This window comes from Streptomyces sp. NPDC042201, from assembly GCF_055582185.1.
Genome location: NZ_JBVJDS010000002.1, coordinates 319,106 through 340,439, shown reverse-complemented (window position 1 = coordinate 340,439; position 21,334 = coordinate 319,106). Strand labels below are relative to the sequence as shown.

At 71.6% G+C, this 21,334-nt stretch carries 18 protein-coding genes; 10 read left to right on the top strand and 8 right to left on the bottom strand.

Annotated features, from left to right (window positions below):
- The first annotated feature begins 21 nt into the window (after positions 1-21).
- The 5 genes from ACZ6MZ_RS05420 to ACZ6MZ_RS05400 all read left to right on the top strand — a co-directional run bounded on the left by ACZ6MZ_RS05420 (position 22) and on the right by ACZ6MZ_RS05400 (position 6,597).
- Complete coding sequence (locus tag ACZ6MZ_RS05420; protein ID WP_469349974.1) at positions 22-1,122, top strand: amidase family protein; 1,101 nt, start codon at positions 22-24, stop codon at positions 1,120-1,122.
- Between the two features lie 1,811 nt (positions 1,123-2,933).
- Positions 2,934-3,869, top strand: coding sequence for an AurF N-oxygenase family protein (locus tag ACZ6MZ_RS05415; protein WP_469349972.1), 936 nt, complete (start codon positions 2,934-2,936; stop codon positions 3,867-3,869).
- A 54-nt stretch (positions 3,870-3,923) separates the two neighbouring features.
- Entirely contained in the window at positions 3,924-4,646 is a 723-nt protein-coding gene (locus ACZ6MZ_RS05410; RefSeq protein ID WP_469349970.1) for a TetR/AcrR family transcriptional regulator, read from the top strand.
- Positions 4,647-4,729: 83 nt separating this feature from the next.
- Complete coding sequence (locus tag ACZ6MZ_RS05405; protein WP_389788438.1) at positions 4,730-5,008, top strand: hypothetical protein; 279 nt, start codon at positions 4,730-4,732, stop codon at positions 5,006-5,008.
- 161 nt (positions 5,009-5,169) lie between these two features.
- Positions 5,170-6,597: a C40 family peptidase gene (locus tag ACZ6MZ_RS05400; protein ID WP_469349968.1), complete on the top strand. Its 1,428-nt coding sequence runs from the start codon at positions 5,170-5,172 to the stop codon at positions 6,595-6,597.
- Positions 6,598-6,678: 81 nt separating this feature from the next.
- On the opposite strand, the gene ACZ6MZ_RS05395 is transcribed toward ACZ6MZ_RS05400, so the two are convergent.
- The 5 genes from ACZ6MZ_RS05395 to ACZ6MZ_RS05375 form a co-directional block, all read right to left on the bottom strand.
- Entirely contained in the window at positions 6,679-7,917 is a 1,239-nt protein-coding gene (locus ACZ6MZ_RS05395; RefSeq protein ID WP_469349966.1) for a styrene monooxygenase/indole monooxygenase family protein, read from the bottom strand.
- A 70-nt stretch (positions 7,918-7,987) separates the two neighbouring features.
- The gene (locus ACZ6MZ_RS05390) at positions 7,988-8,659 is read right to left on the bottom strand and encodes a GTP-binding protein (protein ID WP_469349964.1); all 672 of its coding nucleotides are present in this window, start codon (positions 8,657-8,659) and stop codon (positions 7,988-7,990) included.
- On the bottom strand, positions 8,640-9,053 hold the full coding sequence (locus ACZ6MZ_RS05385) for a DUF742 domain-containing protein (RefSeq protein ID WP_389788447.1): 414 nt from the start codon (positions 9,051-9,053) through the stop codon (positions 8,640-8,642). The genes ACZ6MZ_RS05390 and ACZ6MZ_RS05385 overlap by 20 nt, the downstream gene beginning before the upstream one ends.
- A complete protein-coding gene (locus tag ACZ6MZ_RS05380; RefSeq protein ID WP_384193550.1) occupies positions 9,050-9,538 on the bottom strand; it encodes a roadblock/LC7 domain-containing protein in 489 nt (162 codons plus the stop codon). Before ACZ6MZ_RS05380 ends, ACZ6MZ_RS05385 begins: the two co-directional genes overlap by 4 nt.
- A complete protein-coding gene (locus tag ACZ6MZ_RS05375) occupies positions 9,535-12,564 on the bottom strand; it encodes a sensor histidine kinase (protein ID WP_469350382.1) in 3,030 nt (1,009 codons plus the stop codon). The genes ACZ6MZ_RS05380 and ACZ6MZ_RS05375 overlap by 4 nt, the downstream gene beginning before the upstream one ends.
- 384 nt (positions 12,565-12,948) lie before the next feature.
- On the opposite strand from ACZ6MZ_RS05375, the gene ACZ6MZ_RS05370 reads away from it, so the two are divergent.
- On the top strand, positions 12,949-13,731 hold the full coding sequence (locus ACZ6MZ_RS05370; RefSeq protein ID WP_469349961.1) for a protein phosphatase 2C domain-containing protein: 783 nt from the start codon (positions 12,949-12,951) through the stop codon (positions 13,729-13,731).
- Positions 13,732-13,793: 62 nt separating this feature from the next.
- Here the strand turns inward: ACZ6MZ_RS05370 and ACZ6MZ_RS05365 are convergent, their stop codons facing one another.
- Both ACZ6MZ_RS05365 and lon read right to left on the bottom strand, forming a co-directional pair.
- Entirely contained in the window at positions 13,794-14,288 is a 495-nt protein-coding gene (locus ACZ6MZ_RS05365) for a MarR family winged helix-turn-helix transcriptional regulator (protein ID WP_384193544.1), read from the bottom strand.
- 236 nt (positions 14,289-14,524) lie between these two features.
- Positions 14,525-16,936, bottom strand: a complete 2,412-nt coding sequence (lon, locus tag ACZ6MZ_RS05360) for an endopeptidase La (RefSeq protein WP_469349959.1) — start codon at positions 16,934-16,936, stop codon at positions 14,525-14,527.
- A gap of 191 nt (positions 16,937-17,127) precedes the next feature.
- On the opposite strand from lon, the gene ACZ6MZ_RS05355 reads away from it, so the two are divergent.
- Positions 17,128-18,192 carry a DUF3626 domain-containing protein gene (locus tag ACZ6MZ_RS05355; RefSeq protein WP_469349957.1) on the top strand — a complete coding sequence of 355 codons (1,065 nt, stop codon included), beginning with the start codon at positions 17,128-17,130 and terminating at the stop codon, positions 18,190-18,192.
- On the top strand, positions 18,189-18,728 hold the full coding sequence (locus ACZ6MZ_RS05350) for a hypothetical protein (RefSeq protein ID WP_469349955.1): 540 nt from the start codon (positions 18,189-18,191) through the stop codon (positions 18,726-18,728). Before ACZ6MZ_RS05355 ends, ACZ6MZ_RS05350 begins: the two co-directional genes overlap by 4 nt.
- Here the strand turns inward: ACZ6MZ_RS05350 and ACZ6MZ_RS05345 are convergent.
- On the bottom strand, positions 18,700-19,464 hold the full coding sequence (locus tag ACZ6MZ_RS05345) for a rhomboid-like protein (RefSeq protein WP_469350380.1): 765 nt from the start codon (positions 19,462-19,464) through the stop codon (positions 18,700-18,702). The genes ACZ6MZ_RS05350 and ACZ6MZ_RS05345 overlap by 29 nt on opposite strands.
- A gap of 370 nt (positions 19,465-19,834) precedes the next feature.
- Between ACZ6MZ_RS05345 and ACZ6MZ_RS05340 the strand changes: the two genes are divergently transcribed.
- Together ACZ6MZ_RS05340 and ACZ6MZ_RS05335 are read left to right on the top strand one after the other, a co-directional pair.
- Positions 19,835-20,491, top strand: a complete 657-nt coding sequence (locus ACZ6MZ_RS05340; protein WP_384193784.1) for a spermidine synthase family protein — start codon at positions 19,835-19,837, stop codon at positions 20,489-20,491.
- Positions 20,492-20,596: 105 nt separating this feature from the next.
- Positions 20,597-21,334 (top strand): response regulator transcription factor, encoded by a 738-nt coding sequence (locus tag ACZ6MZ_RS05335; RefSeq protein WP_384193778.1) that lies wholly within the window; start codon positions 20,597-20,599, stop codon positions 21,332-21,334.

Below are 21,334 nucleotides of genomic sequence, written 5' to 3'. Positions count from 1 at the left end.
GGAAGGCGGGGCGGGGGCGCGATGGCGGATGTGGAGAGGGTGGCGGAGGCGCTGGCGCGGATCGAACGGCTCGATCCGGAGCTGTGCGCCTTCATCGAGGTGTGGGGCGACGAAGCGCTGGAGCGGGCACGGACGGTGGACGCGGGACTGCCGCTCGCGGGGGTGCCGTTCGCGGTGAAGGGGCCGACCGGTATCCGGTCGTACGCGGCGGGACTGCTGATCGCGGCGGGTGCGGTGCCGGTCGGCTCGACGGCGGTGCCGGGGCCCGACACGTACTGGCAGACCTGGGGGCAGGGCACACACGGCCGTACGGTCAACCCCTACCGCGCGGACCGCACCCCCGGCGGGTCCTCCGCGGGGTCGGCGGTGGCGGTCGCGGCGGGCATGGTGCCGCTGGCGACAGGCAGCGACGGCGCCGGTTCCGTCCGCATCCCGGCGGCGTGGTGCGGGGTGTTCGGCCTGAAGACGACGAACGGGCTGCTGCCGTCGCCGGACCGTACGGGCCTGGCGTCGGCGGGAGTGCTGGCCCGCTCGGCGGCACAGGCGCAGGCGTATCTGCGGTGGGTGCTCGACCCGGGCGGGGTGGCGTCACAGGCGCTCCCGGTGCGGCTTCCCGTACCCGCTGTCTTCTCCCCCGACCTGGGCTTCGCCCGGCCGGACCCGGAGGTGGCGACGGTCGTACGGGCCGCCGTGGAGCGGCTGGTGACGGCCGGGGTCATACGGCTGGAGCCGCCGCGGCGGCCGTTCGCCCTGCTCGACCCGCGCAAGGCATGGCTTGCGGTGCGCGGCGGCGGTGCGGCGGGGACGGCGGGGGTACGGGCCGGGGAGGTGCGGGCGGAGAACGACCGCAGGCTCGACGGCCTGTTCGCCCGTACGTCACTGCTGATCACCCCGGTGACCCCGAACCGGCCGCATGGGCACGAGGGTCCGGGCGAGCTGTACTCCACCGCACTGACCTGGGCCTTCAACCTGAGCGGTCACCCAGCGGCAAGCATCCCGGCGGGCTTCACCCCGGACGGCTGCCCGGTGGGCCTGCAGTTGGTGGCGGAGCGAGGAGCGGATGCCTCGCTGCTTGAGATCGCCCAAGCGGCGGAAACGCACGCGGCTGCGGTGCGGGGGTAGGCGGGGGGTTGTTGTCTGCGGGTCAGGACCGAGGGGTATTCGGGGCGGGCCGGGTCGTTTGATGTCGGGTGGGGCCGCCCCTTTCTGTTTGAGTGTCGCGGCTCCGGGCCGGGCATCAAGAGCGCTCCTCCGTCGCGTCGGCTACGCCGATTCCGCTGCGCTCCACCCTTGACCCCCGCCCCTCCACCGCAAGTGACTCTTTGAGGGGGGCGGCCGGGGGGAGGGTTCCCCGGCGGGCTTGGTTCTGGGCCCGGGCCCTTTGCGGACCTCGGGTCGGTGGGTGGTCTGCGCGTCAGTGGAATGGGGCGGCCCGGCACCGGCTCAGCGGCAAACCCTCATCAGCTGTCCGAGGCACAAGCAGGTGTCTGAGCTGGGGTTGTTGTCTGCGGGTCAGAAGCTGGTATTCGGGGTGGGTCGGGTTGTGTGGTTCGGGTGGGGCCGCCCCTTTCTGTGTGAGTGTCGCGGCTCCGGGCCGGGCATCAAGGGCGCTCCTTCGTCGCGTCGGCTGCGCCGATTCCGCTGCGCTCCACCCTTGACCCCCGTCCCTCCACCGCAAGTGACTCTTTGAGGGGGGCGGCCGGGGGGAGGGTTCCCCGGCGGGCTTGGTTCTGGGCCCGGGCCCTTTGCCGACCTCGGGTCGGTGGGTCGTCTGCGCGGCAGTGGAATGGGGCGGCCCGGCACCGGCTCAGCGGCAAACCCTCATCAGCTGTCCGAGGCACAAGCAGGTGTCTGAGCTTGGTGGGTGGCGGGGTGGGTGTGACGTATGAGACGAAAGTGGGCCGGTAGAGGGCTCCGATGTGCTCGGGAACCCGCTTAACGCACCCCCTGACACAGCACCGTCCTCCGAGGACCCCAACCAGCCGGGCAAATAGGTACATATCAGGGCGTCGAGCGCCTCTCGTACCCGCTTCTGGGGTGTCATGCGGTCACGGAGCTCAGACACCAGCTTGCGCCTCGGCCACGGACGATGGTCAGTCGCCGAGCCGAACCGGGCCGCCCCATTCCACTGCCGCGCGGACCACCCACCGACCTGGCGGCCGGGAACGGACCCCAGGGAACAGCGGATCTTCCCGGGAACCCTCCCCCCGGCCGCCCCCCACTGCCTTCACTTGCGGTGGAGGGACGGGGGTCAAGGGTGGAGCGGAGCGGAATCGGCGCAGCCGACGCGAAGCGCCCTTGACGCCCGGCCCGGAGCCGCGACACTCAAACAGAAAGGGGCGGCCCTCCGGTGCTCAACGCGACCTGGTCCACCCCGGGTACCCCCCGGTCCTAACCCGCAGACGACAACCCCAGCTCAGACACCAGCTTGCGCCTCAGACAGCTGATAAGGGTTTGCCGCTGAGCCGGTGCCGGGCCGCCCCATTCCACTGCCGCGCAATCCACCCACCGACCCGAAGACGGCAAAGCGCCCGGGCCCAGAACCAAGCCCCCCGGGAACCCCTCCCCCCGGCCGCCCCCCACTGCCTTCACTTGCGGTGGAGGGGCGGGGGTCAAGGGTGGAGCGCAGCGGAATCGGCGCAGCCGACGCGACGCAGGAGCGCCCTTGACGCCCGGCCCGCAACCGCGACACTCACACAGAAAGGGGCGGCCCCACCCGACACCACACAACCCGGCCCACCCCGAATACCCCTCGGCCCTCACCCGCAGACGACAACTCCAGCCCCCACACGCCACTAGACGCCGAGTCAACAAGTCCCACCCAAGGCATTGACGTCCCTGCTGACGAGCAGTCTCATAAGAGGTGACCCGCCGGTAACCCCTACCGGGCCCGGGCCCGTGCCCGGTGACCCAGCCATGAGGTGCGCTCAGCCATGACGACAGTGACCGAACGCGACGTGCAGATACTCCGCGACGCCCTCGGCCCCCTCCGGGATCGCGAGCAGGTCGCCGAGCGGCTGCTCGAATCCTCCGCCAAGCACTCCTTCGACCCCGACAAGGAACTCGACTGGGAGGCACCGGCCGAGGACGGCAAGTGGTTCTGGCCACCGGAGCTGGTGTCCCTCTACGACACTCCGCTCTGGCGGAAGATGTCCGAGGAGCAGCGGATGGACCTGGCCAGGCACGAGGCCGCGTCACTCGCCTCGCTCGGCATCTGGTTCGAGATCATCCTGATGCAGCTGCTGGTCAGGCACATCTACGACAAGCCCGTGACCAGCAACCACGTCCGCTACGCCCTCACCGAGATCGCGGACGAGTGCCGGCACTCGATGATGTTCGCGAAAATGATCCAGAAGGGCGGCGCCCCCGCCTACCCCGTCCCCCGGCGCTACCACAACATCGCGCGCGTCCTGAAGACCGTCTCCACAACCCCGGGGTCCTTCGCCGCCACCCTCCTCGGCGAGGAGATCCTCGACTGGATGCAGCGGCTGACCTTCCCCGACGAGCGCGTCCAGAGCCTCGTCCGTGGCGTGACCCGTATCCATGTCATCGAAGAGGCACGCCATGTCCGCTACGCCCGCGAGGAGTTGCGGCGCCAGATGGTGACCGCCCCGCGCTGGGAGCAGGAGTTCACCCGGCTCAGCTGCGGCCAGGCGGCCCGGGTCTTCTCGGTCTGCTTCATCAACCCGCAGGTGTACGAGAACGTCGGTCTCGACCGCGCGGAGGCCGTCGCGCAGGTCAGGGCGAGCGGCCACCGCCGCGAGGTGATGCAGTCGGGTGCCAAGCGGCTCACGGATTTCCTCGACGACATCGGCGTACTGCGCGGACCGGGCCGCAAGCTCTGGAAGTCATCCGGTCTCCTTGCCTGACCGGCTCCCGTCCGGCCGCTCGCCGGTGCGGTGCGCTGCGGTTACGCTGCCGATATGACCGCGCCCGTAACGCCCGCGTACCGACGGCTCAGCGTCGAGGAGCGCCGTACTCAACTCCTCGACGCCGCCCTCACGCTCTTCGCGCACCGGGCGCCCGAGGATGTCTCCCTCGACGACGTCGCGACGGCCGCCGGCGTGTCCAGGCCGCTCGTCTACCGCTATTTCACCGGCGGTAAGCAGCAGTTGTACGAGGCCGCGCTGCGCTCCGCCGCCGATGAGCTGGAGCTGTGCTTCACCGAGCCGCCGGTGGGACCGCCCACCGAGCGGCTGAAGCGCGTCCTCGACCGCTACCTCGCCTTCGTCGACCAGCACGACGCCGGGTTCAGCGCGCTGCTCCAGGGCGGCAGCGTCTGCGAGACGTCCCGGACGACCGCCATCGTCGACGAGGTACGGCGGGTCGCGGCCGAGCAGATCCTGCTGCATCTCGGGACGGACCGTCCCGGCGCGCGGCTGCGGATGATGGTGCGCACCTGGATAGCGGCCGTCGAGTCGGCGTCGCTGATATGGCTGGACGAAGGCAAGCAGCCGACCGCCGGTGAGCTGCGCGACTGGCTGGTCGACCATCTCATCGCCCTGCTGGCCGCGACGTCGGCCACGGACGAGGAGACCTCCGCGGCCATCAGCGGGCTGGCGGCACACGAGAATCCGGACGGGCCTGTCGGAACGCTGGCCCGCCGGCTGATCCCCGTGGTGAACGAGGCGGCGCATCTCCGCTAGTGCCGCGCGTCGGGTGTTCTCGGACCCGGCCGCCCGCGCCGCACCGGAGCGACGGCCTGCCGGGTCTGAGCGAGACTGGGGGTGTGAGAAGCGAAGAAACTCCTTTTGTCGGCGGGCCGATGGACGGGCGCGTACTGCCCGTCCTGACCGGGCCGACCGGGCATCCGCCCAAGTGGTACGAGATCCCGGTGCCGGCCGCGGACGGCGGGCCGCCCACCATCCACACGTACCGGCGCGCGCCGGCCGGCTACACCAAGCGGCTCGGACTCCAGCGCGGCTGGATGTACGAGTACGTCTCCGAGGGCCGCGAACCCCGCACCCTGAAGTGGCCCTGGTCGAAGCCGGGCGGCTCCACACGATAAGTCCCGGACAGGGCCTAAACGCCACGCCGGGCGGCGGCCGCATCGGCCCGCCCGGGGTGACGCTGTTGCGCTGAACCGCCTACTCGTGAGCTAGTCACACCATTTGTCCTCTCGTCATCACCTAGGACTGGATACTCCATCCCGCAACCGGAGGTGATGACGTGTCAGGAAGACGTGTGCGCGCGGCCTGTACGGCGGCGCTGGCGACCGCGACGGTCTTCGCGGCGGTGCCCCTCGCGTCGCACGCCGCCGCGGAGCCCGGCGCCGATCCGGTACCCAGCGCGTCCGCGTCCGGCGCCCCGCCCCCCGCCGCGCCGACACCCAGCGCATCCGCGTCACCGACGCCCGGCGCGGCGGCGGACGGCGCCGTACCCACGAACACCGCCGCCGCACCGGACCCCTCCGCGCCCGCCCCCTCTGCGTCGGCCCCCTCCGCACCGGCCACCTCAGCACCCGCCTCCGCACCCGCCTCCGCACCCGCACCCGCACCCGAACCCGCCCCCGTCGCCGCGCCCGGGGCGATGGCCGCGCCCGGCACCGTATCCGGGATGCTCACCCAGCTCCAGCGGCTGTACCGGGAGGCCGAGGAGGCCAGCGAGGCGTACAACGCCACCGAGACGGAGCTGACCCGGCTGCGCGACGAGACCACCAGACTGGGCGCCGGCCTCACCCGGGCCCGAACCGCCCTCGCCCGCAGCCGCGTCGACGTCGGCCGGCTGGCGCGCGAGCAGTACCAGGGAAGGTCGGAACTCTCCGGCTTTCTCCGGCTGCTGCTCGCCCGCGACCCGCAGCACGCCATGGACGAAGGCCATCTGATGGAGCGCGCGGCGCGCGGCAGGGCGGCCACCATGGCCCGGCTGACAGGCGGCGAGAAGCGCGCCGACGCCCTGGCGTCGGCCTCCCGCAAGGCCCTCGACAAGCAGCAGATCCTCGCCACGAGGCAGCAGAGGCAGCGCGACATGGTCAGGGCCCGGCTCCAGGAGGTCGAGCGGCTGCTCGCCTCCCTCAGCAGCGGGCAGATCGCCGCCGTGACCGCCCTGGAGAAGGCCGGTACGGACAAGGCCCAGCGCGATCTGATCAGTTCGGGCGCGCTCGGCCCCGAGGCGGCCCCGCAGGGGGGCGGGCGCAGGGCGCCCTCGGCGAGGGGTGGCGAGGCGGTGGAGTACGCCGTCGAGCAGATCGGCAAGCCGTACGAGTGGGGCGCCGAGGGGCCGGGGTCCTTCGACTGCTCGGGGCTGACCTCACAGGCCTGGGCGCGCGCCGGTCTGGCCATCCCGCGCACCAGCCAGGAGCAGTGGCGTGAGCTCCCCAGGGTCTCGCTCGATGAACTGCGCCCCGGCGACCTGGTGATCTACTTCCCGACGGCCACGCATGTGGCGATCTACCTGGGCGACGGGATGGTGATCCAGGCACCGCGCCCCGGCAGCCACGTCAAGGTCTCACCGCTCGCGGCGAACCCGCTGCTGGGCGCCGTACGGCCGGACCCGGCGGCCGGCTCGCTGGCCCCGGCGTCGTACCGGCCACCGGAGCTGCCGCCGGGCGCCATGGACGGCACGGACACCGGCTACAGCGAGGAGAACGCTCCGTAGAACGGCCCTGGCACCTAGGACACCGAAGGCCGGGGGCGGCGCCGGATCAAAAACAAGCCCCGCCCCCGGGCCGGTCGTCCGTCAGAGCGCGCCCGAGACCTCCGCCAGGTACGCGTTCGTCTTCTCGGGCTCGTAGAAGAAGTTCTCGAAGTCGGCCGGGTTGTTGAAGCCGTTCGCGAACCGGTCGGCGACCGGCGGGAACTGGCCCGCCGCGCCGATCAGATTGAGGACATGCTCCGGGGGAACGCCCAGCATGGCGTTGGTCCACTTGGTCACATGCTGCGCGGTGTCCCAGTAGCGGTCGAACGCCGACTGCATCCACGCCTCGTCGAACGGCCGGTCGCCGCGCGCCACGATCGAGTCGAGGTACGAGGCGGCGCACTTGGACGCCGAGTTGGAGCCCTGTCCGGTGATCGGGTCGTTGGCGACGACGACATCGGCGACACCGAGGACCAGGCCGCCGCCGGGCAGCCGCCCGATCGGATTGCGGACGGTCGGCGCGTACCGCCCCGACAGCGTGCCGTTGGCGTCCGTCAGCTCGACCTTCGTGGCGCGCGCGTACTCCCAGGGCGTGAACCGCTCCATCAGCTCCAGGGTGAGCGAGAGATGCTCGGCGGGGTCCTTGACGCCCTGGAAGACATCGAGCGGACCGCCGGGAACGCCCTCCCAGAAGAGGATGTCCGCGCGGCCGGAGGTGGTGAGGGTCGGCATCACGAACAGCTCGCCGACGCCCGGCACCAGATTGCAGCGGACCGCCTCGTGGTCCGGGTGCTCGGGGCGCGGGCCCATGCCGTGGACGTACGAGACGGCGAGCGCGCGCTGCGGGGCGTCGTACGGAGAGCGGGAGGCATCGCGGCCGAACATCTGGACCAGTTCGCCCTTGCCCGCGGAGACCATGATCAGGTCGTACGCACGGGAGAAGTAGTCCAGGTCGGAGACGGCCGCGCCGTGGATCACCAGCTGGCCGCCACGCTGTGCGAACGTCTCCATCCAGCCGGCCATCTTGAGCCGCTGGTCGACGGATTGCGCGTAACCGTCGAGCGTGCCGACCCAGTCGATGGGGCGGGACGAGTCGGGGGCCGAGACCGAGACGCCGACGCCCTCGATCTTCGGTGCCTGTGACTCCCAGAAGCCCAGCTGGAGATCACGCTCGTGCTGGAGCGCGGTGTGGAACATGCACTGCGTGGACATGACCCGGCCGGCCCGGATCTCCTCCGCCGTACGGTTGGACATGAGGGTGATCTCGTACCCCTGCGACTGGAGTCCGAGGGCGAGTTGCAGTCCTGACTGACCGGCTCCGACGATGAGTATCTTCCGCATGGCGGGTTCTCCGTTTGCGTACGTGGTGCGACGTGGTGCGCGCGTGGCGGACGGCTGACGTCGGCCGACGCTACTCGGGGGAGGCGTCGAGTGCGTGACGCACCAGGGTGAGCAGCGACTTGACGACCGTCATCCGGTCGCGCGCGTCCATGATCAGGACGGGGACGTGCGGCGGGATCGTCAGCGCGTCCCGCACATCCTCCGTCTCGAACGCCGCTGAGCCGTCGAAGTGGTTGACGGCGACGACGTACGGCAGTCCGGAGCTCTCGAAGTAGTCGAGCGCGGGGAAGCAGTCGGGCAGCCGCCGGGTGTCGGCCAGCACGACGGCGCCTATCGCGCCGCGGACCAGGTCGTCCCACATGAACCAGAAACGCTGCTGACCGGGTGTGCCGAAGACGTACAGCACGAGGTCGTCGTCGAGGGTGAGCCGGCCGTAGTCCATCGCCACGGTCGTGGTGAGCTTGTCGGGCGTCTGGCTGAGATCGTCGATCTCCGCACTGGCCTGCGTCATCAGCGCTTCGGTCTGCAGCGGGGGGATCTCGGAGACCGCCCCGACGAAGGTCGTCTTGCCGACCCCGAAGCCGCCCGCGACCACGATCTTGGTGGCGATCGGCGCGCGGGTACGGTCCAGCTGCCAGGCCTGGACGGCCTCTTCGGGTTCGGCGGTGACCGGCGGGCCGGTCCTACCGGTGACCCCGGTGAAACCGGAGACGCCAGTGACGTCAGAGACGGCGGAGTCCACTGAGCACCCTTTCCAGCAGCGCGTGGTCGGGCTGGCCGGTGCCGTGCCCGGTCCCGTACACACGGATCTTTCCCTGGTCGGCAAGGTCGCTGAGCAGCACGCGGACCACGCCCAGCGGCATCTTGAGCAGCGCCGAGATCTCGGCGACGGTACGCATGCGCCGGCACAGCTCGACGATGGCCCGCATCTCCGGCATGACGCGCGAGGAGGCCCCGCCGTCCGTCAGTTCCATGCGCTCGTCGGGCGCTTCCAGCGCGGCGACGAACGTCTCGACGAGCAGGACGTGTCCGGAGCGGGTACGGCCGCCGGTGAGCGAGTACGGGCGGACCCGGGCCGGCCGGCGGTCGGAGCCGCGTTTGGGCAGTCTGCGGGTGGGGTCTGCGGGAGGCGTCATCGGGCGCTCTCCATCGATTTACGCAGTTCGTCGCGGAGTTCAGGGGTCAGTACATGTCCGGCGCGGCCGACGAACAGCGCCATGTGGTACGCGACCACACTCATATCGCAGTCGGGTGTGGCGTGCACCCCGAGCAGCGAGCCGTCGCTGATGGCCATGACGAAGACGCTGCCTTCCTCCATGGCGATCATGGTCTGCTTGATCCCGCCGCCGTCCATCAGCTTCGCCGCCCCGACGGTCAGGCTGCCGATGCCCGACACGATGGTGGCCAGGTCGGCGCTGGAGCCTCTGGGGCCCTCCTTGCGGACGGTGGTGGTGGCCGCCGCCTCGGCGTTCTGCCCCGGGTCCGAGGAGAGCAGCAGGAGTCCGTCGGACGAGACGACCGCGACCGAGTGCACTCCTGGCACCTCCTCGACAAGGTTGCTCAACAGCCAGTGCAGGTTACGGGCTTCGCTACTGAGTCCGAATGTGCCGGTCGCAGTCAACTGCGTGCCTCCTCGACTGTCTCCCCCGTCGAATCGGTATGTTCTTCGGTCTGCTCTGTGGGCTCTATCTGCTCGGTGAGCTCGGCCTCGACATCGCGTCGACCTTCCTTCGCCCCCTGGTGGAAGCCGCCGAGCCTGCGGCGCAGCGCGTCCGCGTCGAAACTGCCACTGCTCCTGGTGGGCGCGGCAGCGGGCGCGACGATCCTGGGGGTGCGCTTGGGGAGTCCCTTGTCCGTGATGCGCTCAGGGCCGGCGGCGGGGGACTCGTCCGCGTCGGGTGCCGCCTCGGGTGCCACCTCGGTGGCCGGGGACGCGGCGGGCTGCTGCCGGGGCAGCCGCATCGTGAAGGTGTCCTGATCGGGGCCGGTGGTCTCCGGCTCGCCGTCGGGGACGCGCTCGTGGCTGTCAGGGCCGATGGCGTACGGGCCGGGCCGCTGCGCGGTCTCGGGTACGGCGACAGCCTGCGTCGGCTCGGGCTCCGGGGCGGTCTCCGGCTCCGTGACGGACTCCGCCTCCGTTACGGACTCCGCCTCCGCGACGGGCTCCGATTCCGGGGCGGGCTCCGATTCCGGGGCGGGCTCGGGTTGCGGCTCCACCGTCTGGGGCTCCGCCGTCCGCGCCTCGGCCGCTTCCGCCTTGCGGATCGCGGCCTCCGCCGCGGCCACCAGCGGATCGGCCGCCGAACGGCCCGGCAGGGCATTGGAGTTGGCCTCCGCGGCGGACCCCGGCAGGTTGAGCACGGGGGCCGCCCCCGCCGTACGCGCCTGGTGCGGTGAGGCGGCCGGCGGCGAGGACGGAAGCAGCGCCTGCGGCAGTACGACGACCGCGGCCACCCCGCCCTGCTCGTGCTTGCGCAGCTCGACCTGTACGCCATGGCGGGCCGCGAGCAGCGCGGTCACACGCAGCCCGAGCCCGTCGCCCTCGGCGTCGGCTCCGTACGCCCGCTGCGGCTCGTGGCCGCCGCGGTCCGCACGGGCTTCGCCGTCTTCGTGGTCGTCGTGCTCCGCCGGCTCGGCGAGCCGGGCGTTGAGCTCGGCGATCCGGTCCTCGGACATCCCGATGCCCTGGTCCTCCACCGAGAGCATCACCTCGCCGCTCTCCAGCAGCCAGCCGGAGAGCTGGACCTCGGCGTCCGGCGGGGAGAAGGCCGTGGCGTTCTCCAGCAGTTCGGCGACGAGATGGCTGAGGTCGTCCGCGGCGAAGCCGGCCACCTGCGCGTGCGGCGGCAGGGACTGGATGGTGACCCGCTCGTACCGCTCGATCTCGCTGACGGCCGCGCGCAGGACATCCACGAGCGGGACCGGGCCGGTGGAGCCGTGGCCGTGGTCGTGGCCCGCGAGCACCAGCAGGTTCTCGCTGTGCCGGCGCATGACCGTGGCCAGGTGGTCGAGCTTGAAGAGCGTGGCGAGCTGCTCCGGGTCCTGCTCGCGCTCCTCAAGGCCCTCGATGACGCCGAGCTGGCGCTCCACGAGTCCCAGCGTGCGCAGCGAGAGGTTCACGAAGGTGTGGTGGACGGTGTGGCGCAGCTGCTGGAGCTGGGCGGCGAGGTCGGCCGTACGCTCCTGGAGTTCGGCGCGCTGGGCGACGACCTTCTCGCGCGCGCCGATCAGGTCGGTGCGGTCGCTGTCGAGCTTCCCGGTGCGGCTGGAGAGGTCGAGCAGCTTGCCGTGCAGGGTGTTCAGGGACCGTACGACCTGGGCGAACTCGTCGTTGCGGCCGGTGAAGCGGACCGGCTCCTCGGTCCCGGGCGAGGCCGCGAGCCGGGCCGCGCCGATCCGTACGACGGCGAGCGGCCTGGTGAGCGTGCGGGCGACGGCGGTGGACACCCCGACGGCGATCAGCAGACAGCCGCCGAGCAGCGCGATGCTCAGTTCCAGCGCGGTGACATCGTCGTCACGGAGCTGCTCGAGACGCGCCAGCTGGCTGGAGCCGAGGCCCGACTCGACGCCACGCATCTGGTCGATCCTGGCGGAGAGCGAGGACTCGACCTTCTCCTGGTCGGCGTCGCGGTCGGCGTCGGAGAGTTCGGGCTGGTCGGTGAGCCGGGTCAGATACCCCTCGGCGGTCTTGACGTCGGGCCCGGTGACGGTGGTCGTGAGGGAGTCGCGCGCCTCGGTGCCCGCGGTCTGGTCGAAGTCGGCCAGCGCGGCGAGTTCACGGACGCGCGACTGCTGTGCGTCGGCGCTGAGATCGTCGCGGAGCTGGTCGTTCTTCTTGCTGTCCGCGTCGGCCGGGGGCTCTACGAGGAGTCCGGTGATCGGGTCGAACTGCGGGGTGGTCTCGGCGGCGGCCGGCACGGCGAGCGCCGCCAGCAGCAGTCCGCGCGTGGCGGAGGCCTGCTCGACGGCGCGGCCGAGGGCGGCGGGCGCCCGGGTGCCGTTGGCGGCTTCCGGCGGGGTCCGCTCCGCCAGCTCGTCCGCGAGGGCCTGGAGCTTGGCGATGACCTCGGAGTACGCGCGGTACGCCTCCAGCGCCGAACCCTTGCCGGTGAGGGCGGTGCGGCGGATGGAGGGGACGGTGGAGAGGTCCCGCAGCAGGCCGGGGGAGGCGGAGGCGACGGCGCGCATCTCGTCGATCTGCCGGTCGACGCGGGTGCTGCGGGTACCGGAGATCCGGTGCTCGCCCTTGCCCTTGGCGGCGCCGCCGGTGGTGGAGCCGGCGTCCTGGCCGGACTGCTCGTCGCGGCCGGCCGCGATGTAGACGATGACCTCGTCGCGTTCGTCCGCGAGGGAGTGGGCGAGGGTCACGGCCTGCCGGTTGAGCTCCGCGAGAGTGACCAGACGCTGGGCGTCGGTCAGTTCGGAGGAGGCGCTGAGCACGGCGGGAGCGCCTGCCGCGACGACGGTGATGCCGACAAAGGCGACACCGGCGACCAGCCGGTTGCGTACCCGCACTCGGCGTCCTTCCTGAGCCTTGATGGCCTCAGCTCCGGTGGCCTCGCCGGCCCCGGTGACTCCCGGTTTCTGGGCGTCGCCCGGAGATTCGCCGCGCGTGACGCCATTGCCCCGAGGCCGCTTTTTCTGCACCGGTGCTCGCATTCTTGATTCGTCCGCCTGTGAAGCAGAGGTGACGACCGGTCACGACGAGAACCCCCCACCCCTGGTACGGCTTTCGACCATTCCAGCCTATTGGGAAGGAGGCGTGTATCGGCCGCTCCGCCACCTGAACGAGTGAACATCAAGAAGGAGTTGGCGAACAACTCTTCCCACTGAGGGCCCTTCCGGAAACTTACCTGCCGGGTGGACCTTCCGCGCGGGCTTTGGCAGGATGCGCGCCCGCAGCTTCCCCCGGCGGCTTGCGCTGGCCGAATGACAGCGGCTGACCTGGCGGTACGGGCCTGTCGGCATGGCGTGCAGAGCTCGTGAAGGAGTCGTGGGGGACGGCGGCCGGAGTCGTGCAGACTGGGATCCATGCGTATCGAATTCGCCACCGCGCCCGGCGCCACCGCACGGCCCAATGAGGACTGGACCACGGTGGCGCTGCCCGCCGCGGGCGAGGGCGGGACGCTGGTCGTCCTGGACGGGGTGACACCGCCGGCGGGCGACGACGGATGTGTGCACGGGGTGCCCTGGTTCACCGCCCGGCTGGGTGGCGCGCTGGCCGAACTGTCCGGTTCGCGGCGGGATATGACACTGAGCGAGATTCTGGCCATGTCGATCCTGCGCACCGCGGACGCCCATCGCGCCACCTGTGACCTTTCTCACGTACGTACCCCTCAGGCGACGGTCGTCCTGGTGCGTTGGGGCACGGACGCGGTCGAGCATCTGGTGCTCTCCGATTCGACGCTGCTGCTGGAGTCGCCGGACGGCGAGGTCCGGGCGGTGCTGGACGACCGCCTGGACCGCGTCCCGCGCGAGGCCCTCCGCTCGGTCGCCTCGGCGGACGCCCTGCGCAACACGGAGGGTGGCTACTTCACGGCCGCGGCGGATCCGGCGGTCGCGGCGAAGGCGGTGACGGGCCGCACGCCGGCCTCGGAGGTGCGTGCCGTGCTGGCCCTGACGGACGGCGCGGCCCGCTGGGTGGAGATGTTCCGGGAGGGCGGCTGGACGGACTGCCTGGCGCTGGTACGGAAGAACGGCCCGCAGGAGCTGATCGACCGGGTGCGGGCGGCGGAGTGGGCGGACCCCGAGGGGGTGGCGTTCCGCCGGTGGAAGACGAGCGATGACGCGACGGTGACGTACGTGGAGCTGTGAGGAGGGGCGCCCCCCTCCTCACACCCCCCTCACCCCTCGCGAACCCTCATCCCCTGCCGCTGTCAGCTCTCCGCGCGGGCGTTGAGGTGGTGGAGCAGACGGGCCAGTTCCGAGACCTCGCCGCGGTCCCAGTCGGCCAGCTTCTGTACGTACATCGCGCGGCGCGCGTCCCTGACCCGCCGGAAGCGGGCCTGCCCCTCGTCGGTGATGCGGATCAGCGAGGCGCGCCCGTCGGCCGGATCGGGTTCGCGGGTGACCAGCCCCAGGTCCTCCAGGGCACGCAGCTGCCGGCTCATCGTCGCCTTGCCGACCCCGAAGTAGCCGGCCAGCTCGGTGGCCCGCTGGCAGCCGGTCTCCTCCAGCCGTACGAGCAGTCCGTAGGCGGCGGGCTCCAGCTCGGGATGGACCTCGCGTGCCATCTCACCGGAGTTGGCGCGGGCGCGGCGCAGAAAGACCGCCAGCTCCCGTTCCAGAGCCAGGAATTCGTGGTCCACGCCACTGCTCCGGGCAGTGTCCGGCCCATTCGCCGTCCCACTCCCGTGCACGTCAGCACTCATCGCGCGCTTTTCCGCTCCTGAAAGTTTCTTTCGCCGACGACTGTTGTCGCAGCTCGGCCAGTATTTCGCAGGTTTATACCAACGGCACAGACGTGGCGCCCTTCCGTCATATGGGTCTGCGTGCGCGGCTCCTTTTTGACATGCCCACTCCATTACTTGCCATCAGGTCATGGGAACGCGAGCGGCCGCGGCCCGGGACTTTCGTTCCGGGCCGCGGCCGCTCGCTTCGTGGGGTCTCAGGCCGCCGCCGAGACCATCACCTCCGCCGGGGACAGCGCGATCTCCAGGACCTGGCGGACATCCGTCACCGGGTGGACCTCCAGCTTCTCCAGGATCTCGGCCGGGACGTCGTCCAGGTCGGCTTCGTTCCGCTTGGGGATCACGACGGTCGTGAGGCCCGCGCGGTGGGCGGCCAGGAGCTTCTGCTTGAGGCCGCCGATGGGCAGGACACGGCCGGTCAGCGAGACCTCGCCGGTCATGGCGACATCCGTACGGACCAGGCGGCCGCTCAGCAGCGAGGCGAGAGCCGTCGTCATCGTGATGCCCGCGCTCGGGCCGTCCTTCGGCACCGCGCCCGCCGGGAAGTGGATGTGCACACCCCGGTCCTTCAGGTCGGCGACCGGCAGCTCCAGTTCGGCGCCGCGCGAGCGGAGGAAGGAGAGCGCGATCTGCGCCGACTCCTTCATCACGTCACCGAGCTGTCCGGTCAGGGTCAGCCCCGAGCCGCCCGTCTCCGGGTCGGCGAGCGAGGCCTCGACGTAGAGGACGTCACCGCCCGCGCCGGTGACCGCGAGGCCCGTGGCCACGCCCGGCACCGCCGTGCGGCGCTCGGCCGGGTCCTGGGCGGACTCGGGCACGTGGTGCGGCCGGCCGATCAGCTTGCGCAGCTGGTCGGCGCCGAGCGTGAACGGCAGCTCGCGCTCGCCCAGTTCGTGTTCGGCCGCGACCTTGCGGAGCAGCCGGGCGATGGAACGCTCCAGGTTTCGTACGCCCGCCTCACGGGTGTACTCGCCCGCCAGCTTGCGCAGCGCGTCGTCCCGCAGGGTGACCTCGCCGGGCTCCAGGCCCGCCCGCTCCAGCTGCCTGGGCAGCAGGTGGTCCCTGGCGATGACGACCTTCTCGTCCTCCGTGTAGCCGTCGAGCCTGACCAGCTCCATACGGTCGAGCAGCGCCTCGGGGATGGCTTCCAGGACGTTCGCCGTGGCGAGGAACACCACGTCGGACAGGTCGAGCTCGACCTCCAGGTAGTGGTCGCGGAAGGTGTGGTTCTGCGCGGGGTCCAGGACTTCGAGCAGCGCCGCGGCCGGGTCGCCGCGGAAGTCGGAGCCGACCTTGTCGATCTCGTCGAGCAGGACGACCGGATTCATCGAACCGGCTTCCTTGATCGCCCGCACGATACGGCCGGGCAAGGCGCCGACGTACGTACGCCGGTGGCCGCGGATCTCCGCCTCGTCCCGGACACCGCCGAGCGCGACGCGGACGAACTTCCGGCCCATGGAGTGCGCGACGCTCTCACCGAGCGAGGTCTTGCCGACGCCGGGCGGGCCGACCAGGGCCAGCACGGCGCCGCCGCGACGGCCGCCGACCACACCGAGGCCGCGGTCCGCGCGCCGCTTGCGCACGGCCAGGTACTCGGTGATCCGTTCCTTCACGTCCTCCAGGCCCGCGTGCTCGGCGTCGAGGACGGCCTGAGCGCCTCTGATGTCGTACTCGTCCTCGGTCCGCTCGTTCCAGGGCAGTTCGAGCACGGTGTCGAGCCAGGTGCGGATCCAGGAGCCCTCGGGGCTCTGGTCGGACGAGCGCTCCAGCTTCTCGACCTCCTTGAGGGCGGCTTCCCGCACCTTCTCGGGGAGGTCGGCGGCCTCGACGCGGGTCCGGTAGTCGCCGGACTCGTCGTCGTCGCCCTCGCCGTTGATCTCGCGCAGTTCCTTGCGTACGGCTTCGAGCTGGCGCCGCAGCAGGAATTCGCGCTGCTGCTTGTCGACGCCCTCCTGGACGTCCTTGGCGATGGACTCGGCGACATCCTGCTCCGCGAGGTGTTCGCGCAGCTGCTGGGTGGCGAGCTTGAGGCGGGCGACCGGGTCGGCGGTCTCCAGCAGCTCGACCTTCTGAGCGGTGGAGAGGAACGGTGAGTAACCGGAATTGTCGGCGAGCGTGGACACGTCGTCGATCTGCTGGACGCGGTCCACGACCTGCCAGGCCCCGCGCTTCTTGAGCCAGTCGGTGGCGAGAGCCTTGTATTCCTTGATCAGATCGGTCACGGATCCGGGCAGCGGATCGGGCGTGATCTCTTCGACGCTGATGCCCTCGATCCAGAGGGCCGCGCCGGGCCCGGTCGTACCGGCGCCGATCCGCACACGGCCGCGGCCGCGGATCAGCGCGCCGGGGTCGCCGTCGGAGAGCCGGCCGACCTGCTCGACGGTGCCCAGCACGCCGGTGCCGGCGTAGGTCCCGTCGATGCGCGGCACGAGCAGCACCTTGGGCTTGCCCGTACCCCCGTCGTCAGCGCGGGCGGCCGCTTGCGCGGCTTCCACGGCAGCACGGACTTCGGCGTCGGACAGGTCCAGCGGCACCACCATTCCGGGCAGCACGACCTCGTCGTCGAGCGGCAGCACGGGAAGCGTGAGCGGTGTGGACGTGGCAGCCATGATCTCCCCTTCGGCAGTCAAGTTGAGCTATACCGACTCAATGCATGTGAGCCCCCGGATGTTCCCCCGGCCCCGTTCGCTCTGAGCGATCAGCGGCTGCCGCATGGTGGTGCAACGCGCACGCCTCAGCGTCCATGCCCCGGACGGCGATATCAGTTGCCGCCCGCGTGGGAGCGCTCGATACTTCCGCGATGAACGGTCCCGGCACCCCGCTCACCCCGGCCCAGCGCGCCGCGCTCCAGCACGTGCGGACGACCGCGGTGGCGCGGTCCGAGGCCCGTCCCGCCAGGATCGACGCCCGGGAAGCCGGCGCGCTCACCGCGCTGATGCGTGCGCACGCGCGCATCACCCTCAACTTCCACCCGGACCGGCTCCTCGCGGACGGCACGACGATCGCCGGGTCCATGGCGCGGGACGGCCGCTATCGCAGCCAGTACGAGACCGGTCTTTCCAACGGCAGCCGCTCCGCCGTCCCCGGCGGGGCCAGGGACGGCTGGGAGGAGCGGCTGTTCGGCGGGGCCTACCACACGCCCGGGGTCCGGCCCCGTGACCGGCCCAAGTACGGGGCCGTCAATCTGTACGGCCACCCCGACGGAGCCTCCCCGCGCTTCGGCTCCTGTCATGTACGGCTGCGCCCGGAGGTCAACGACCGCGCGACGTACTGCCACGGCGACAGCCACGCGGCGCCCGCCGACGTGGGCACCATCGACGCGTTCAGCTGTGTGCTGGCGGGGCTGCTGGAGGAGCGGCCGGACGCCGCCGGGGTCATCGAGAAGCTGCCGTACGCGACCGGGGCGGACCCCGCCGACGGCGGCGCCGCCGCATGTCCGGGCCGGAAGCTCGACGAGTACATCGAGGCGCAGGTCCATGGCGACCTCGATCTCGCGGCCGACGCGGAAGCGCTCGTCCTGGACCCGTCGTTCCGCGGCACGGAGACCGGCCGGCTGCTGACCGGAATGGCACGGCGGTGCGGCATCGCGGTGGAGTGGCACACCGGATTCGTCCTGGCGCCGGACGAGGTGACCGCGGAGTTCCGCGGCCCGGTGATGGTTCCGCTCGCCGCCCGGGTCTGTCGCTCGTACGCGCGTGCGGGCATGCTCGATGCCGAGGCGCTGGGGCGTGCGGCGGCCTCGGTCGTACGGGAGCCGGGGGCATGGGCCGAATGGGGGACGCAGGACGAGATGCTGCAGTACGTCAAGCAGCTCTGGCACGTGCTGGTGCGGTACGGACGACGGATGGGGGAGGTACCGGAATGAGGCGGATCACCGGGGCGGCCGGGGTGGCGCTGGCGGGATTGCTGCTGGTGGGATGCGGCGCGGGCGGTACGGAACCGCCGAGCGGGCGCGGTACGGAATCGAGCGGCCCGACGGCGACCGCGGCCCCCTCGGGGACGGCGACCGCGGCGGACCCGGCGACGTCGGAATCCCCCTCCCAGGACCCCTCCCAGGACCTCCCCGCGTCGCGCGGCGAGACCCTCCTCACCGTCACCAGGACCGGCGGTATCGCCGGACGCCACGACATCGTGGTGGTGTACGCGGACGGCACGTACACCACCCTCGTCAAGGGCCGCACGACCGGCACGGCAAAGATGCGGCCCGCCGCCCTCACCAAGCTGCGGGACGCCCTGGCGGCCTCGGGCATCGAACGGCTCCCCCGCGTGCTCTACGACCGGCCCGCCCCCGACGCCTTCCTCTACGCCATCAGCCACGGGGGCGACGAAGTGGTGATGTCCGACGCCGAGCCGGTGCCCGGCCTGCGACGTGTCATCGCGGCGACGCCGCTGCCCTCCTGACCCGGCGCACGGCCGGCCAGCAGGCGACGCCGATCGCCAGCGCCGTCGGATGGCCCCAATCGGTGATCGGATCCCGGTAGGCCAGCAGTTCCTGGGCCAGCATCAGGGCGACCGCCCCGAGCAGCGGCCATCTGACGATTGGCGCGAGCAGCCCGGCCAGCGCCCCGACGCTCGCCATCAGCCCGAAGCTGATGCCGTAGTCGAGGCGGTGCAGGAAGGTGGTGGGCAGCTGCCCGGCCAGTACGGCGAGCCCGATCGGTATCTCGGTCGCCAGGGTCGCTCCGACATGACCGAGCAGAAAGACCCCGGCCGTGCGCGGGCCGCCGATACGGCGCTCCAGCGCGGTCAGGACGAGGACGAGCCCCACGGCGTACGGGGAGGCAGGCCCGCCCGCGATCCACAGCGCGCTGGCGACCAGCACCAGCACGGGGTGGTGGACGAGATGCGCGACATCCGTGCTGGATCCGCGCAGCAGCGCGGCGACCGTGGCGGGATCGCCGTACGCGGTGAAGAACGAGGTGGCGAGCAGGACGAGGGCGTAGCCGAAGGTGAACGGGGTGCCACCGGGGCCGGGTATCAGCGCCAGAGGCACCCCGACGCGCCACCGCCCCGGTGGTACGTCCCCGAGCAGCGCGGCCCCGGCCCTTGCCTGCGGAGTCCTTGCCCACGGAGTCCTCGCCGACGGAGTCCTGGAGGAGACCGCCTCCTCAGGAGGAGCTGTCCTCACCCGGACCAGGGCGGTCCGCTGGCGGGGAAATCCGGCCGGCCGTACGCCGTCCAGCCGTACGCCGTCGAGTCGTGCGCCGTCCTCGATCCGGCGTATAGCGAGTCTGTTCACCGCGGCTCCTTCCGCAGGGACCGTGCCGAACGCTCCCCGGCCGGCGCGACGGCTCCCGACCGCGTCTATGACGTCGGCCACACCCGACCACCTTCTCCTCACCCCCCGCGTGGCGCCACCGAAACGGATTGCCGCCTTCCGTCCTGCCCGGTCAGGATGGCCGGGAGAGCATCCGCCGGACGAGGAGGTCCCCACCGTGTCAGAGCCCGAGCCCCCGTCCGCCGCAGGCGCCGAGCCCGGCGGCGAAGCCGGCACCGAGCCCGTCACGCTGGACCGTCGTGACGGACCGTACGGGGAGATCGTCCTGCGGCAGCGGGGCAAGCGGCTGGAGATCATCGCCAACGGCTGCTTCCTGATGGACACCTCGGACGGACGTTCCGAGCGGCGGCTGATCGACGCGGCGCTCGCCGCGCTCCCCGCCGAGCGCCGCGACCGGCTGCCGTCCGTCCTGGTCGGGGGCCTTGGCGTGGGCTTCTCGCTCGCGCACGCCGCCGCCGATCCCCACTGGGGCCGGATCGTGGTCGTCGAGCGCGAACAGGCCGTCATCGACTGGCACCACCAGGGCCCGCTCGCCCGGATCTCGGGCGCGGCGCTCGCCGATCCGCGCGTGGTGATCCTGCACACCGACCTGCTGGAGCATGTACGGACGACTACGGACAGCTACGACGCGCTCTGCCTGGACATCGACAACGGACCCGACTGGACCGTCACCGACAGCAACGGGAACCTGTACGCACCGGACGGACTCGCCCACTGCCTGGCGCGGCTGAATCCAGGGGGTGTCCTCGCCGTATGGTCGGCGCAGCCCTCCCCCGCTTTCGACGAAGCATTACGTAATGCCGGATTCACTGGGGTAAGGACGGAAGAGATCCAGGTTGCCCGAGGCGTACCCGACGTCATCCATCTCGCTGTTCGCACTGCGTAGCCGCGACCCTCCCGCTGCCTCTACGCTGCTCCCCACACACACGGATCTCCATCTCCATGGAGATCGGAGATCAAGGATCGCGGAACGCGTACCAGGGGCGGGGCGATGGAGCAGACACACACCAGCCACAGCGGAGTCGCGGCGACGCCCGGCGCCCAGCGCCGGGTCCTGGTCGTCGAGGACGACGCGACGATCGTCGACGCCATCGCCGCGCGGCTACGGGCCGAGGGCTTTCTGGTGCAGACGGCGGTGGACGGCCCCGCGGCCGTCGACGCGGCCGAGGCGTGGCAGCCGGACGCGATGGTCCTCGACGTCATGCTGCCCGGCTTCGACGGCCTGGAGGTCTGCCGTCGCGTGCAGGCGCAGCGCCCGGTGCCGGTGCTGATGCTGACGGCCCGCGACGACGAGACCGACATGCTGGTCGGCCTCGGGGTCGGCGCCGACGACTACATGACCAAGCCGTTCTCCATGCGGGAGCTGGCGGCCCGGGTGCACGTACTGCTGCGCCGGGTGGAGCGCGCGGCGCTCGCCGCGGTGACACCGCGCAGCGGCATCCTGCGGCTGGGCGAGCTGGAGATCGACCACGCGCAGCGCCGGGTGCGGGTGCGCGGCGAGGACGTCCATCTGACGCCCACCGAGTTCGATCTGCTGGTCTGCCTGGCGAACACACCGCGCGCGGTGCTCTCCCGTGAGCAGCTGCTCGCCGAGGTGTGGGACTGGGCGGACGCCTCGGGCACCCGTACCGTCGACAGCCACATCAAGGCACTGCGCCGCAAGATCGGCGCCGAGCGGATCCGTACCGTGCACGGTGTCGGTTACGCGCTGGAGACCCCCGCGCCGTGA